The sequence below is a fragment of the Dietzia sp. NCCP-2495 genome, assembly GCF_026011735.1.
In the GTDB taxonomy this organism is placed as follows: Bacteria; Actinomycetota; Actinomycetes; order Mycobacteriales; family Mycobacteriaceae; genus Dietzia.
The window spans coordinates 1-14269 of sequence record NZ_BRVN01000036.1 but is presented as its reverse complement, the minus strand read 5'-3'; the positions used below and the strand labels follow the sequence as shown (position 1 = coordinate 14269).

13 protein-coding genes and 1 pseudogene are annotated in these 14269 nt (G+C 71.7%); 4 read left to right on the top strand and 10 right to left on the bottom strand.

Translation table 11 applies throughout. The features are described from left to right. Positions 1-1119 (top strand): thymidine phosphorylase (locus tag OPF83_RS16680; RefSeq protein WP_264888767.1); only part of this gene is annotated, 1119 nt, incomplete at its 5' end. Between the two features lie 9 nt (positions 1120-1128). Here the strand turns inward: OPF83_RS16680 and OPF83_RS16675 are convergent. From OPF83_RS16675 to OPF83_RS16655, 5 genes are read right to left on the bottom strand one after another with little or no spacing between them, the layout of a single operon-like run. Continuing rightward, a complete protein-coding gene (locus tag OPF83_RS16675) occupies positions 1129-2358 on the bottom strand; it encodes a primosomal protein (RefSeq protein WP_264888765.1) in 1230 nt (409 codons plus the stop codon). 24 nt (positions 2359-2382) lie between these two features. After that, complete coding sequence (locus OPF83_RS16670) at positions 2383-2763, bottom strand: YbaB/EbfC family nucleoid-associated protein (protein ID WP_264888763.1); 381 nt, start codon at positions 2761-2763, stop codon at positions 2383-2385. Continuing rightward, positions 2760-3044: a hypothetical protein gene (locus OPF83_RS16665; protein ID WP_264888761.1), complete on the bottom strand. Its 285-nt coding sequence runs from the start codon at positions 3042-3044 to the stop codon at positions 2760-2762. Before OPF83_RS16665 ends, OPF83_RS16670 begins: the two co-directional genes overlap by 4 nt. After that, positions 3041-4258 carry a C40 family peptidase gene (locus tag OPF83_RS16660; RefSeq protein WP_264888759.1) on the bottom strand — a complete coding sequence of 406 codons (1218 nt, stop codon included), beginning with the start codon at positions 4256-4258 and terminating at the stop codon, positions 3041-3043. Before OPF83_RS16660 ends, OPF83_RS16665 begins: the two co-directional genes overlap by 4 nt. 4 nt (positions 4259-4262) lie before the next feature. Continuing rightward, the gene (locus tag OPF83_RS16655) at positions 4263-4634 is read right to left on the bottom strand and encodes a type VII secretion target (RefSeq protein WP_264888758.1); all 372 of its coding nucleotides are present in this window, start codon (positions 4632-4634) and stop codon (positions 4263-4265) included. Positions 4635-4746: 112 nt separating this feature from the next. On the opposite strand from OPF83_RS16655, the gene upp reads away from it, so the two are divergent. After that, positions 4747-5370: a uracil phosphoribosyltransferase gene (gene upp, locus OPF83_RS16650; RefSeq protein WP_264888757.1), complete on the top strand. Its 624-nt coding sequence runs from the start codon at positions 4747-4749 to the stop codon at positions 5368-5370. On the opposite strand, the gene OPF83_RS16645 is transcribed toward upp, so the two are convergent. From OPF83_RS16645 to OPF83_RS16635, 3 genes are read right to left on the bottom strand one after another with little or no spacing between them, the layout of a single operon-like run. After that, on the bottom strand, positions 5318-7093 hold the full coding sequence (locus tag OPF83_RS16645; RefSeq protein WP_264888755.1) for a phospho-sugar mutase: 1776 nt from the start codon (positions 7091-7093) through the stop codon (positions 5318-5320). The genes upp and OPF83_RS16645 overlap by 53 nt on opposite strands. Positions 7094-7106: 13 nt before the next feature. Continuing rightward, positions 7107-7928, bottom strand: a complete 822-nt coding sequence (locus tag OPF83_RS16640; RefSeq protein WP_264888754.1) for a purine-nucleoside phosphorylase — start codon at positions 7926-7928, stop codon at positions 7107-7109. 13 nt (positions 7929-7941) lie between these two features. Next, on the bottom strand, positions 7942-8511 hold the full coding sequence (locus OPF83_RS16635; protein WP_264888753.1) for a gamma-glutamylcyclotransferase family protein: 570 nt from the start codon (positions 8509-8511) through the stop codon (positions 7942-7944). A gap of 156 nt (positions 8512-8667) precedes the next feature. On the opposite strand from OPF83_RS16635, the gene OPF83_RS16630 reads away from it, so the two are divergent. Beyond that, complete coding sequence (locus OPF83_RS16630; RefSeq protein WP_264888752.1) at positions 8668-10077, top strand: NAD(P)H-quinone dehydrogenase; 1410 nt, start codon at positions 8668-8670, stop codon at positions 10075-10077. 378 nt (positions 10078-10455) lie between these two features. Here OPF83_RS16630 and glpK read toward each other — a convergent pair whose 3' ends face one another. Beyond that, positions 10456-12030, bottom strand: a complete 1575-nt coding sequence (glpK, locus tag OPF83_RS16625; protein WP_264888751.1) for a glycerol kinase GlpK — start codon at positions 12028-12030, stop codon at positions 10456-10458. Positions 12031-12111: 81 nt separating this feature from the next. Here glpK and OPF83_RS16620 point away from each other — a divergent pair, with 81 nt between their 5' ends. After that, positions 12112-13893, top strand: coding sequence for a glycerol-3-phosphate dehydrogenase/oxidase (locus OPF83_RS16620; protein WP_264888750.1), 1782 nt, complete (start codon positions 12112-12114; stop codon positions 13891-13893). Between the two features lie 60 nt (positions 13894-13953). On the opposite strand, the pseudogene OPF83_RS16615 reads toward OPF83_RS16620, so the two are convergent. Next, a pseudogene (locus tag OPF83_RS16615) lies at positions 13954-14269 on the bottom strand (hypothetical protein); the annotation flags it as partial.

Here is a 14269-nt window from a genome sequence, read left to right as displayed (position 1 = left end):
GGCGGCCGCGTCGTGCCGACCGTCGACAAACACTCGACCGGCGGGGTCGGCGACGCGATCACCCTCGTGCTGACCCCGCTGCTGGCGACCTGGGACGTCGCGGTGCCTCAGCTGTCCGGGCGCGGGCTCGGCCACACCGGAGGCACCCTCGACAAGCTCGAGGCGATCCCCGGCTGGCGCGCCGACCTGGGCGCCGACGAGATGCGACGCATCCTCTCCGACACCGGGGCCGTGATCTGCGCGGCCGGCGCCGACCTCGCACCCGCCGACCGTGCGCTCTACGCCCTGCGGGACGTGACCGGCACCGTGCCGTCGATCCCGCTCATCGCGTCGTCGATCATGAGCAAGAAGATCGCCGAGGGGACCGGCGCGCTGGTGCTCGACGTAAAGTGCGGCTCGGGCGCATTCATGACCGACCGCGCCGACGCCGAGGAACTCGCCCGCGTCATGGTGCAGATCGGGACCGCCGCCGGCGTCCGGACGAGTGCCCTGGTCACGGCGATGCACACCCCGCTCGGGCGGGCCGTGGGCAACGGGCTCGAGGTGGCGCAGGCACTCGAGATCCTCGCCGGAGGCGGGCCGGCCGACATAGTCGACCTCACCTGCGCGCTCGCGGAAGAAGCCCTGGCCGCGGTGGGCATCCACGACGCCGACGTGCGCGAGAGGCTGACCGACGGGCGGGCCATGCGGTCCTACCGCGCGATGATCGCCGCACAGGGCGGAGACCCCGACGCCGCCCTGCCGCGCGCCGCGCACGTGCACGAGGTCCGGGCCCCGGGTGCGGGGCAGGTGCGCTGGGACGCCCTGCGGGTCGGGCGGGCGTCCTGGCTGACCGGCGCCGGGCGCTCGACGCCGGGCGAGGCCGTGGACCACTCCGCGGGCGTGCTGCTCCGACGCGTCGAGGGCGACGAGGTCACCGCCGACGAGGTGATCGCCGAGATCCACGCCGGGGACGAGGGCCGGATCCCCGCCGCGCTCGCCGAGCTGGAGTCGGCGCTGACGCTCGGGGACGGTGCCGGGGCAGGTGCTGGAGCCGGAGGCGGTGCCGGATCGGGGGCGAGTTCAGCGACGGACCGCGGGCCGGCGGGCGTCGTGGTCCACCGCGTCAGCGGGTGGTGACCCCCGAGCTCAGGCGATGTCGGGAGTGGTGACCAGCTGCTCGACGTCGTCGACCAGATCGCGCCACTCCGAGGCCTCGTCGTCGAACGGCGCGGTGGGCTCGAGCAGCTTGGCGTCGTCCGGGTTGAGCACGTAGTGCACGAACCGGCGCAGCGCTGACCCGCGGCCAGTGACGGAGGCCTCGAGCTCGGCGTCGCCGACATAGTTCGCCAGGTCCGCGATGAACTCCACCGCGAGGCCGAGCTGCTCTGTGTCGACCATGTCCGGCCCCACCTCGATGTCGCGGTCCAGGCCCGCGAGCACATACGTGTTGTCGTCCGTGACGTGCACGTCGAGGCTGCCGTCGACCGCGGCGACCTTGACGTTCTCGTAGGTGGCGACGCGGCTGAGCGTGTCGTCGTCGTGGTCCGCGAGATACCGGGACAGGCCGCGGCCGCTGGTGAACACGAACACCTGGTCCTCGTCGCCGAGGAACACCGGCCGGTCACCGAGGTAGCAGCGCAGGCTCAGGTACTCCTGGTCGGCAAAGACGATGCGGATGGGATCGATCCCGACACGGGCCCAGAGCGAGCCCTCCGGGTAACCGGCGGGAGCCGCATCGGCCTCGTCCTCCTCCGGCCCCGGATCGGGAAGCGCGGCCTCGGCGGTCTCGAGGTCACGGTTAGCAGTGGCGACCTCGCCGTGGTCGACCGGCGGGGTGGTGATGACGTCCTGGAGCGCGTCCAGCACATCGTCCCAGCCCTTGGCGACCGTCTTGCGGATCTGCTTCCACAGCTTCAGTCCGTCGCGTCCGTAGAACTCGTCCATCCCGTGCGTGACGGAGGCGAGTACCGGATTGCCGTTGAAGAACTTGGTGACCGTGTCCAGCTCGCACACCTCGCCTATCGAGCGGGCGATGGAGAAGGACTGGTCGATCTCGTCGACGGAGGACTCCGTGGGCTTGTCACCGAGGAGCTCGAGAACTCCCACCAGGTCGAAGCAGTTCTCGTCGGTGGCACGGAAGGCCAGGACGTCCGAGGAGGCGAACTCGTCCCACGACGGATGATCCTGCAGGTCGTGCTCGGCGCCGCTGCGCACCAACGCCAGAAGTTCAGCGGTCGTGTCGAAAGCGTAGAGATCGTCCCCCAACCCGAGGAACGCTTCCCAGTCGTCGTTGTCCTCGCGCCAGCTGGGCGCCCAGAGGGTCGTGACGTCTCCGTCAGGGAGACCGAGCTCGATCGGGACGATGTCCTTGGCCATGCCGGTCAGCATATCCACGCGGACTCACACGGTGCCACGGCCCGCCGCCGAGGCACCGCCCTGGCCGGCGATCGCGTCTTCCGCCGCACGCTTGCGACCGCTCACCGCGAGTGCGACCGAGCCCGACACCAACTCGGCGCGACGGGCGTTGGCCTGCTCCACCGCCTGGGACGTGGCCTCGAGAATCGACCCCGCCACCACGTCCGAGCCGTGCCGCCGCAGACCCGACGCCAAGGAGAGGTCCACGACGGTCCCGCCCGAGTCCGCCGAGGCGGTCGCGAGCTGGTCCCGACTGGTGACGACCACGTTCAGGGTCTCCAACTGATCGTGAGCAGATTCCCACTCTGCGGCGATACCGCGGAGACGATCGAGAAAGGCCTCGACGTCGATCGACCCACCGCTCATCTGACGAATCCTGCCACCATGTCGTCGTCGTCCCCGGACCGATCCCACCCGGCGCCGTCCCGTTCCTCCCCGGCCCATTCCGCCTCGGCCTGACGCTCCAACAACTCGCGGGCCTCGCCCGACGCCGCGGTGAGCGCGCGCAGAACGGCGCGCGACACCTCGGACGGTGAGCGGTCGAGCAACTGCTCGGGGACGGCCAGGCCGAGTGGCACACCATCGGTGCCGACCTCGGCCACGACACCCGACATGCGGTCGGTGTGCCGGGCGGACTCGGGGATCATCCGCCGGTGGGCCTGTAAAAACCGTAGAAGGACATGCCGATATTGTCGGTGCGCAGGCCGGAAACCGCTACAGGGTCCCCGGCCTCGACGATCTGGTCGTTGCCGATGTACATCGCGACATGGCCGTCCCAGACGAGCAGATCGCCCGGCGCGAGGTCCGACTGCGAGATCTGCACGCCCACGCCCTGCTCCTGCGCCAGGCGCGGGATCTCGACGCCCGCGTCCCGATACGCCCACTGCGTGAGACCACTGCAGTCCAGCCCCTGACCGGGAGTCGTTCCACCCCAGACATACGGCACTCCCTGCTGGCTCAGGGCGTTGCGCACGGCTCCCGCGGCCTGCTCGTTGGGGGCAGTGGCCGAGGAACCGTCGGGCAGAATCACCTCGACGCCGTCGCCATAGAAACCCGACCCGGCGTCGCCGAACCCCGCGGCCGAGCCCGGCGCGGACCCCGCCTCGGAGCCGGAGGAACCGGCGCTCGCGTCGGCCGAGCCGCCCGCACCGCCGAGGGAACCGCCCCCGGCGCCGCCCGCTCCGCCGGCCGCGCCGCCCGTCGCGCCGGCGCTGCTGATCGTGCCCGTGCCGCCCGACCCGTCGGTCATGACCGCGGTGCCTGGCCCGGAACCGGCGTACGCGGCGGTGACGGCGTTGAACCCGCCGCCGGTGCTCGAATCAGAGCTGAGCCCACCAGGCATGGGCGGGGCCGCGGGGATGCCCGCCGCGATCGCCTGCATCTGAGCAGTGGGCGCCTTCAGCTCGGTCTGCACCCGCTCGGCGACCTGGATGCCGCGGGCCAGATGCTCGGCGGCCAGACCCAACAGCGCGGCCTGACCGGGAGGCGTGACGAGGGTCGGTCCCAGGGCCGCGGCCCGCGCGATGAACTCGTTGACGATCCCGATGACCTCGATCGTCCCGCGCACCACGATCTCCGCGGCCACGGCTGTCACCTGCGCGATCTCGACCGCCGATTCGGAGAGGGCGCCGATCGTGCGACCAACCTCGGCGACGGAGGTGGCCGCACCCAGGGAGGCCAGGGAGTCCCAGGACTCGGACAGCAGGCGCTCGAGCGGCGGGCCCATCTGCTGGGCCACCTCCAGACCGTCACTGACCGGACCCATGATGTTCTGCGCCTCGGCGGGGACGAACTCCTCGGTCGAGAGCAGGTCGAGGATCTGCTTGATGGGGCCCACGTAGGCCAGCGCGTCCGCGATCATCCGCTCACACCTCCCACGTGGTCACGTCGGAGGTGCCAGTGCCGGCGCCGGTGCCGGTGCCGGTGCCGGCGGCCCGGATCGCGTCGGCGCCGGCGGCGTCTGTGTCCTCGTACAACCGGGCGGTCTCCACGATGAGGTCGCCCGCCGCATCGGTCACGCGGGCCACCCCGGCGAGCACGTCCCGGTGCCGCTGCGTCGCCGCGAGGAGTGCTGCCATGAACTCACCGCCGACCGGCCCCACCACGGGCACGAGCGCCTCGATCGGCAGTGAATCCGCCGTCTCGAGCGCGGTGCCGAGCGTCCCTGCCAGAGTGGTCAGCCCTGTGCCCAACTCGCGCAAACCGTCGACATGGACATCGATAGCCCCGTCCGCCATGGTTCCGTCCCTCTCGTGGTGCCTTTTCATCTCGTCACAGGGTTCGACGGTCGACAGAGCCGATCTGGTTCCACCTCCGAGAAAAAACTCTCCGTGTGGAATCCTGTCGGGCATGGACATCATCGTCGTGGACCACCCGCTGGTCGGAGACCGGCTCCGTACGCTCCGTGATTCGGCGACCGACACAGCAGGATTCCGGGCCGCGATGGACGCGCTCGGGACGATGCTCTGCTACGAGGCCTTCCGCTCGGTACCGACCGTCGAGATCCCTGTGACCACCCCGGTCACCGAGACCACCGGCGTCGCCGTGGACGGCGTCCCCCTCATCGTGCCGGTGCTGCGCGCCGGACTTGGCCTCCTCGAACCGGCCACCCGACTGCTGCCGGGCGCCCAGGTCGGCTTCATCGGCCTCGCGCGCGACGAGGAGAGCCACGAGCCCGTCTCCTACCTCTGCTCCCTGCCCGAGGACCTCGCGGGCCGACACGTGGTGGTGCTCGACCCGATGCTCGCCACCGGCGGCTCGCTGGTCTCGACGCTGGAGACCCTGACCGATCGTGGCGCGACCGGCATCACCGTGGTGACCGTGCTCTGCGCTCCCGAGGGCGTGAAGCTCGTCGAGGAGTCGGGATTGGCGGCCACGCTCGTCACGGCGACCATCGATGAGAAGCTCAACGAGGCCGCGTTCATCGTGCCGGGCCTCGGCGACGCCGGCGACCGCCTCTTCGGCCCGCGCTGACCCCGCCCTGACCCCGCGCTGAGCCGCCTTCCACCGCGTCCGCGACGGCTCGCGCTAGGTGGTCCAGCCGATGCGTGGCATCAGCCCGTTCGGCGTCGGACGCCCCCGCCGACCCCGGCTCCGACCACGCCTCGACGTACGTCTTGAGCAGCGGCTCGGTGCCGGAGGGGCGGACCACCGCGCGGGCGCCGTCCACGTCGACCCGGAAACCGGGCGTGCCGTCCAGCGAGTGCACGCGTCCCACGGTGGTCAGCGCGTCGGCGGCCCGGGATATGGTCGCGGCGACGTCCGCATCCGGCCCCAACGGTAGTGAGTCGTTGCGCCGCACGTGCACACCGAACTCCCGCTCCAGCGCCGCGAGTCGGTCGCCGGCCGACGGCCCACCGGAGCCGACCATCGCGCACCAGGCCGCGGCTGCGGAGATGCCGTCCTTGTCGGCTACCACGTCCGGCAGCACGCAGTGCCCGATCGCCTCCTCGTACGCATACCGCAGCGGCCCGCCGGCCCTCACGAGCCACTTGAACCCGGTCAGCGTCTCGACGTGGCGCCCGCCCCGCGCGGGGACGATCAGCGACGGCAGCCGTGACGACACGATCGTCGACGCCACAACCGGCACCGCAGCGTCGTCACCTGCCCCGGCCACAGTAGCCGCTGCGTCGTCGCCGGCCACAGCACCGCCGACCGGGCCCTCCCGGAGCAGGTGGTCGGCGAGCACGGCACCGGTCTGGTCGCCGTCGAGCATCTGCCACCGCCCGTCCGGCCCGACGGTGCCCACAGCGCAGCGGTCGGCGTCGGGGTCGAGCGCGATCGCCACGTCCGCCCCGATCTCCGCCGCCAACTCCAGCAGCGCCGCGGTGGTCTGCGCGCGTTCAGGGTTGGGGGAGTCGACGGTGGGGAAGTCGGGGTCGGGCTTGGCCTGCGCGGCCACCATCACCACATCGCGCACCCCGATCCCGGCCAGGACTCGCTGGCAGACCTCGCCGCCCACCCCGTGCACGGGTGTCAGCGCGACGCGTGGGGGCGTAGCGGGTCGGGGGATCCGGGCCACGACGGCGTCGATGTAGTCGTCGACCATCCGGGGGTCGACCCGTACCTCGCCGGACGCGGCGACGCGCACCTCACCGTGATCCGCGCCGGATGCGTCGCCCCGCACCTCACCGCGATCCGCGCCGGTCGGGGTGACCGTCGCGGCGGTCGCGTCGTCGTCGTCCGGTGATCGTGCGACACCGCCCTGTGCTGCGCCGCCCTCCCGCGCCGCGGCGCCCACCCGTTCCGCGACACCGTCCCGCGCCGCGGCGACCAGGTGCGCCTCGATCCGCGTGTCGGTGGGCGGCACGATCTGCGCCCCGCCGCGCCCGTAGACCTTGATCCCGTTGTCGCCGGGCGGGTTGTGCGACGCCGTGACCATCAGGCCCGCCACCGCGCCGCGCGACCGCACCGCCGCCGCGACGACCGGGGTGGGGACCGGGGACCCGGGGACGACGACGACAAAACCGTGCGCCGCCAGCACCGCAGCCGCGACGTCGACGAACCGCGCCGACCCGTGGCGGGCGTCTCCACCGACGATGACCGTCGACCCGGGCGGCTCGTGCTCGCGCAGGTGACGGGCGACAGCGGTGGCCACCAGAGCGACGGTGTCCTCGTTCATCCGGGTGGGGCCGTCGCCGAGCGGGGCGCGGACTCCGGCGGTGCCGAAGCGCAGGGGCGGGGCGGGCTCTGACACGGGGCGTCCCCTCTCAGAGGCGGGCGACGGCCGGGACCAGCGCCCGCAGCGCGGTGGTGAGTCGGGCCGCTCCGGCGGCACCCGCGGCCAGGACCTCGGTGTGGTCGAGCGGCTGCCCGGTGACGCCGGCCGCGAGGTTGGTGACCAGGGACATCGCCACCACATTCAGCCCGAGCCCGCGGGCCGCGACGGTCTCCGGCACGGTCGACATCCCCACCAGGTCGGCGCCCAGCGTGCGGAGCATGTGGATCTCCGCGGGAGTCTCGTACTGGGGGCCAGGCATCTGGGCGTAGACGCCCTCGGCCGGGCGGGCGGAGGTGGTTCCGGCGATCGCGTCGGCGGCCGCGGCGCGCAGGGCGGGGGAGTAAGCGTCCACCAGGTCGACGAACAGCGGGCCGGTCAGCGGGGAGCGGCCGGTGAGATTGAGGTGATCGCGGAGGAGTACGAGGTCGCCCACGGCCATCCCGTTGCGGAGACCGCCCGCGGCGTTGGTGAGCGCCAGGACCCGGGAACCGGTCGCCGCGGCGACGTGCGCCGGGTGCACGACGGGCTCGGGGCCGAGGCCCTCGTACAGGTGGGTCCGGCCGGCGATCGCCAGCAGCGCGACGCCGTCGACCAGGCAACTGGTGACCGTGCCACGGTGGCCGGCCGCCGACGGCGCGGTGAAGCCGGGGAGCCCGGCCATCGGGATGGTCACCTCGGAACCCGGGTCCGCCAGGCCCGCCACGACCTCGGACCAGCCGGAACCCAAGACCAGGGTGACCTCGTGCGAGGCCCGGCCCGACGCGGCGGCGACGGCCTCGGCGGCGGCGAGGGCGTCAGGAGTGGGGGACATCAGCGGGGCCACGTCAGGCGCCCGGCCCGACGTTGCGGGACTCACGGGTGCGCAGGGCACGCACGTAACCGGTCGGGGCACCCGCGCACTCGGCGGCATCCGCCAGAAGACCGAGGTACCGGGCCGACGGGAGTCCGCCCTCGAACTCGTCCATCACATACAGCCACGCGAGCACGGTATCCTCGGCGGCCTCGATGGCGGCGCCCTCACCGGCGGCGAGGAGACCCGTGGGGTTGGCATCCAGCGCGAACTCGGACTCCTGTGCACTGACCGGGGGGCCGTCCGGCACGGTCGGGCGGCGGGTGATCCGCACCCGGATCTTGCGTGCGGGCATGAGGTCCGTGCCCTCCCACCGATCCAGGGACAGGGCGTCCTCCTCGGGCACGTCGTAGAGCACCACGAACACCCGGGAATCGCGATCCTCGACGACCGTCGCCACGGCGCCCTCCCAGGTGGGATCGTCGCCGCAGAAGGTGAGCCGCCACCCCTCGAGCCAGCCGGAGCCGGCGAAGGGGGAATGCGGCGCGCGGGTGGTCATCTGATCGGGATGCATGTTGGTCCCGTACGCAGCGTAGAGAGGCACGGCCCCGACTCTAGTCCGTCTCGAGGGGCGGGCACCCTCGTCCTCCTCCCGCGGGAGGCCGGTTCGACTACCGTGTACGGCGGACGCGACGCGGATCGCCACAGCGACGAGCTGCGCCCGGCCCTGACATCCCTTGTGAGCCGTGGAGGACTAGTAGTGACGCAGAAGCGCATCATCATCATCGGCGGCGGCCCCGCCGGTTACGAGGCAGCCCTGGTGGCCGCCCAGTACGGTGCGGACGTCACGATCGTCGACGCCGACGGGATCGGCGGCAACTGCGTCCTCTACGACTGTGTCCCCTCCAAGACCTTCATCGCCACCACCGGCGTGCGCACCGACATGCGCCGCGCCGAGGAGATGGGCGTCGAGGCCCACTTCGACCCCGCGGCCTACCGCCTCGGCCAGGTCAACGGTCGCGTCAAGTCCCTGGCCCGCGCCCAGTCGGCGGACATCCGCACCCAGCTGCAGCGCGAGGGCGTCCGCCTCCTGGCAGGGCACGCGAAGATCCACGACCCCCAGCCCGGCATGGCCGCGCACCAGGTCGCCGTGACGTTTGAGAACGGCCAGCAGAAGATCCTCGACGCCGACGTGGTGCTCATGGCCACCGGTTCCAGCCCACGAGTGCTGAGCGGTGCAGAGCCGGACGGGGAGCGGATCCTCAACTGGCGTCAGCTGTACGACCTCACCGAGCTGCCCAAGCACCTCGTCGTGATCGGCTCCGGTGTGACCGGCGCCGAGTTCGTCTCCGCGTTCACCGAGATGGGCGTCAAGGTCACGATGGTCTCCAGCCGCGACCGGGTGCTGCCGCACGAGGACGCCGACGCGGCGCTCGTGCTGGAGGAGGCCCTCAGCGAGCGCGGAGTCTCGCTCGTCAAGCACGCCCGCGCCGACGCCGTCGAGCATCACCAGGACGGCATCATCGTCCGCCTCGGCGACGGGCGCACCGTCACCGGTTCGCACGCCCTCATCTGCGTGGGCTCGGTCCCCAACACCAGTGGCCTCGGCCTGCAGAACGCCGGTGTCGACCTGCAGCGCAGCGGCCACATCACGGTGGACCGCGTCTCCCGCACCACCGCCCCCGGCATCTACGCCGCCGGCGACTGCACGGACCTCATGCCGCTGGCGTCCGTTGCCGCTATGCAGGGCCGCATCGCCATGTACCACGCGCTCGGCGAGGGCGTCAGCCCCATCCGTCTGCGCACCGTCGCCTCGGCAGTGTTCACCCGCCCGGAGATCGCGACCGTCGGCATCTCGCACGCGCAGATCGAGAGCGGCGAGGTCCCGGCACGCGTCGAGATCATGCCGCTGTCCGGCAACCCGCGCGCCAAGATGCGCAGCCTGCGCCGTGGCTTCGTCAAGCTCTTCTGCCGCCCCGCCTCCGGCGTGGTGATCGGCGGCGTCGTGGTGGCGCCCACCGCTTCCGAGCTGATCCTGCCGGTCTCGATGGCGGTGCGGAACCAGCTCACCGTGGCCGACGTGGCCGGGTCGTTCTCCGTCTACCCGTCGATGTCCGGGTCGATCACCGAGGCCGCCCGGCAGCTCATCCGGCACGACGACCTGGACTGAGCGAGCGGCCGCCGAGCTGGGCTAACCTCGCGGCGGACGACTTGGGCTGAGCGAGCGGCCGCCGGCCTGGACCTGGCTCGCGGCCGACGCCAGTAGCGCCTCGCGCATTCCACGCACGGTCGCTACGTCGTGCAAGTCGGGCCAGGCCGCGCAGTTGTGCAGTCGCGCCACAGTGCTGCGGCACGGGCGGATGTCGTTGGTGCCACCGCGCCGGCTCGTCGACACCATGGCGAAGCTTGATGCCGCCACTGCGGGAAACACGGTCGGAAATCGCAGTGGTGTCGACAAGGATCAGTGTGAGGCGCGGCGCCGAGCGGCGGAGCCGGGCGGGAGAGTGGGCAGCAAAGCGCGGAGACGCACTGAGCGCCGGGCGGCGGCTCAGCCCTCGGCGTCTGCCCAGCCCAGGGTTCGTTCGACCGCGTCGTTCCAGCGGCCGAGCAGTCGCTCGCGCTCGTCGTCTGACATCTGCGGCGACCACCGGCGATCCTCCCGCCACAGTTCGCGCAGGTGATCAACCGACTCCCACGCGCCCACCGCCAGACCGGCGGCGAACGCGGCGCCCAGGGCGGTGGTCTCGGTGACCTCGGGGCGGATCACGTCCACACCGAGCAGGTCTGCCTGGAACTGCATGAGGAAGTCGTTGCCGACCATCCCGCCGTCGACTCGCAACGGGCGGGCAGAGACGGTCGCGTCAGCGGCGCCCGCGTCCGCCAGCATGGCGCTGGCCATCTCGCACGTCTGGAAGGCGGTCGCCTCGAGCGCCGCACGCGCGAGGTGCGCCTTGGTGTGAAACCGCGTCAGCCCCACCATCACGCCGCGGGCATCGGGGCGCCAGTGCGGGGCCAGGAGTCCGGAGAAGGCGGGGACCAGGTAGCAGTCGCCGTTGTCCTCCAACGACGCGGCCAGGTCCTCGGTCTCCGCCGCGCTGGAGATCACGCCCAGGTTGTCGCGCAACCACTGCACCAGCGACCCGGCCATCGCCACCGACCCCTCGAGTGCGTAAACGGGAGCGTCGTCGCCCAGGCGATACGCCACCGTGGTGAGCAGGCCGTTCGAGCTGAACTGGGGGGTGGTACCCGTGTTGAGCAGCAGGAATGCGCCCGTCCCGTAGGTGTTCTTGGTGTCCCCGGGCTCGAAGCAAGTCTGGCCGAACAGCGCCGCCTGCTGATCGCCCAGGATCCCCGCGATGGGCGTCCCCCCGAACATGCGCCGACCGGTCACCTCGCCCAGGACCCCCGACGAAGAGACGATCTCCGGCAACATCGCGGACGGAACGCCGACCTCGCGACAGATCTCCTCATCCCAGTCGAGGGTCTCCAGATCCATGAGCAGGGTCCGCGACGCGTTGGTGACATCCGTGACGTGAAGCGCGGGGTTGTCGTCGTCGTCGCCCCGTCGTCCCCCCGTCAGGTTCCACACCAGCCATGAATCCATGGTCCCCGCCAATAACTCGCCGGCCTCCGCGCGCTCGGTGCCGCGCTCGCCGGCCGCGTCGAGGTGGTCGAGGATCCACCGGATCTTGGGGCCCGCGAAGTACGTCGACAGCGGCAGGCCGGTGGTCGCGCGGAACCGGTCGGCACCCTCGGGGTGACCCTCGGCGAGGCGCGCGCAGATCCCCGACGTCCGCGTGTCCTGCCACACGATCGCGTTGTACACCGGCAGGCCCGTGGTGCGATCCCACACCACCGTCGTCTCGCGCTGATTGGTGATGCCGATCGCCCGCACCGACGCTGGCCCGATGTCCGCATACCCCGCGACCTGCGCCATCGCCGTGCGCACGTTCTCCCAGATCTCCATGGGATCGTGCTCCACCCAGCCCGCGTGCGGGAAGATCTGCCGGTGCTCAATCTGCGCGGTGGCGGCGGGGACGGGCATCCCCTCGCCGTCGAAGAGGATCGCGCGCGTCGAGGTGGTGCCCTGATCGATAGCCAGAATGAACGTGTTGCGAGTCACCTCCCCGAGACTACGTGCGTGCGCGCGTAGAGTCGGTCGCAACCGGCCGCAACCCTCACAACGGCCGCGGAGGGAGCACCTATGCCCACGACCAGGTCCCGATCCGTCCTCGGACCAGAACGCCGCGCGGACACCCGGCGGCGACTGTCCGAGGAGACGTTCGACATCGTGATAGTCGGAGGAGGTGTGGTGGGCACCGGCAGTGCCGTCGACGCCGCCACCCGCGGACTGAACGTGGCGGTGATCGAAGCCAGGGACTTCGCCGCGGGCACCTCCTCGCGCAGCTCCAAGATGTTCCACGGCGGGCTGCGATACCTCGAACAGCTCGACTTCGGCCTCGTCGCCGAAGCCCTCCACGAGCGCGAACTCAGCATGACCCGGCTCGCCCCACACCTGGTCACCCCGCTGAAATTCCTGTTCCCCCTGACCCGACGGTTCTGGGAGCGGCCCTACATGGCCGCCGGGTTCGTGCTCTACGACGTGATGGGCGGCGCCAAGAGCGTGCCCTCGCAGAAGCACTACAGCCGCGCCGGCGCGCACCGCATCGCCCCCGGCCTGCGCGAGGACGCCGTGGTGGGCGGCATCCGCTACTGGGACACCCTCGTCGACGACGCCCGGCACACCCTCACCCTCGCCCGCACCGCCGCCCGACACGGCGCGGTGGTCGCCAACTCCACGCAGGTCATCGGCTACCTCCGCGACGGCGAGCGCGTCACCGGCGTCCGGGTGCGCGATGCGGAGACCGGCGCCGAGACCGACGTCCGCGCGCACGTCGTGCTCAACGCCGCCGGCGTGTGGACCGACCAGCTCCAGCGCATGCTCGGCGAGGAGGGCGGGTTCACCGTCCGCGCGTCGAAGGGCGTGCACATCGTCGTGGACCGCGACAAGGTCGACTCCGAGGCCGCGCTGATCCTGCGGACCGAGAAGTCCGTCCTGTTCGTCATCCCGTGGGGCGAGTACTGGATCATCGGCACCACCGACACGGACTGGCAACTCGACCTGGCCCATCCCGCCGCCACCGGTGCGGACATCGACTACATCCTCGGCCACGTGAACGCCGTGCTCAAGGACCCGATCGAGCGCGCGGACGTCCGCGGTGTGTACGCCGGGCTGCGACCTCTCCTGTCCGGCGGCGCCGACTCCACCGCCAAGCTCTCCCGCGAGCACGCCGTGATGACCGTTGCGCCAGGCGCGGTGGTGGTGGCCGGCGGCAAGTACACGACCTACCGCGTCATGGCGGCAGACGCCGTGGACGCCGCCGTGGCCGAACTGGGGGAGCGGGGCGCCGCGGTGCCCGCCTCCACGACCGAGCGGATCCCGCTGATGGGCGCCGACGGATACCCGGCGATGGTCAACCGGGCCGACCGGATCGCGGACAACTACGAGATCCGCGAGGAACAGGTCCTCCGCCTGCTCGGTAGGTACGGCACCCTCACCGAGGAGGTGCTCGAGACGGCCGCCGGCCGGCCGGACCTGCTCGAACCGCTCACCGGCGCCGAGCGGTACCTGCGCGTCGAGGTGGCCTACGCCGCGGCCGCCGAGGCCGCCCTGCACCTCGAGGACGTGCTCGTCCGCCGGACCCGTATCACCATGGAGTACCAGCACGGCGGCGTGGATTGCGCGCGGGAGGTGGCCACGTTGATGGCCGAGGTCCTGGACTGGGACGAGGCGCGTATCGACCGCGAGGTTGGCCTGTTCGAGCAGCGGATCGCCGCGGAGAAGGCCAGCCAGGTGACCGATTCCGACGACGAGGCCGACCGATTCCTGCGGAGCGTGCCCGAGGTGCGGGAGTTCTTCACGGACGTGTCCTTCGATCCGGCTGCCGCCGAGCCGGTGGTCGCGGACCACGTGACCGCCGAGTAGGGGGCGCTGAGGGGTCACCACTGCCCGGATCGGTCCGGTCTCTCGTGGTGTGGCCTCGCGTCAGCCGAGGCCGACGATGCCTCGGATTCCGCGGATGGCCCGTGCGCCGTTCTTTGGCGCCGCCGCGTCCTCTGCTACTGGCTTCGTAGCCGCCGCTTCGGTCGATTCTGCGGCCTCCGCTGTCTTGGTCGCGCCGTCGATGGTGTCGGGGCGGCGTCCGATGACGGCAGGGGAGACTTTGAGTGGTTCGCCGATGATCGCCGAGGTGTTGGTGGCGTTGACGAGGTAGCTGGCGGGGGTGTGCTCGCGCTTGTCGGAGTTCTGTCCAGCGTTGGCGGCGCCCATCATGCCGCCCATCGGCACGCCACCTGCTCGG

Excerpts from the sequence above, each read along its gene's own strand:
- OPF83_RS16675 (WP_264888765.1), bottom strand. The coding sequence starts at position 2,358 with ATGGCCAAGGACATCGTCCCGATCGAGCTCGGTCTCCCTGACGGAGAC.
- OPF83_RS16670 (WP_264888763.1), bottom strand. The coding sequence starts at position 2,763 with ATGAGCGGTGGGTCGATCGACGTCGAGGCCTTTCTCGATCGTCTCCGC.
- OPF83_RS16665 (WP_264888761.1), bottom strand. The coding sequence starts at position 3,044 with ATGATCCCCGAGTCCGCCCGGCACACCGACCGCATGTCGGGTGTCGTG.
- OPF83_RS16660 (WP_264888759.1), bottom strand. The coding sequence starts at position 4,258 with ATGATCGCGGACGCGCTGGCCTACGTGGGCCCCATCAAGCAGATCCTC.
- OPF83_RS16655 (WP_264888758.1), bottom strand. The coding sequence starts at position 4,634 with ATGGCGGACGGGGCTATCGATGTCCATGTCGACGGTTTGCGCGAGTTG.
- upp (WP_264888757.1), top strand. The coding sequence starts at position 4,747 with ATGGACATCATCGTCGTGGACCACCCGCTGGTCGGAGACCGGCTCCGT.
- OPF83_RS16640 (WP_264888754.1), bottom strand. The coding sequence starts at position 7,928 with ATGTCCCCCACTCCTGACGCCCTCGCCGCCGCCGAGGCCGTCGCCGCC.
- OPF83_RS16620 (WP_264888750.1), top strand. The coding sequence starts at position 12,112 with ATGCCCACGACCAGGTCCCGATCCGTCCTCGGACCAGAACGCCGCGCG.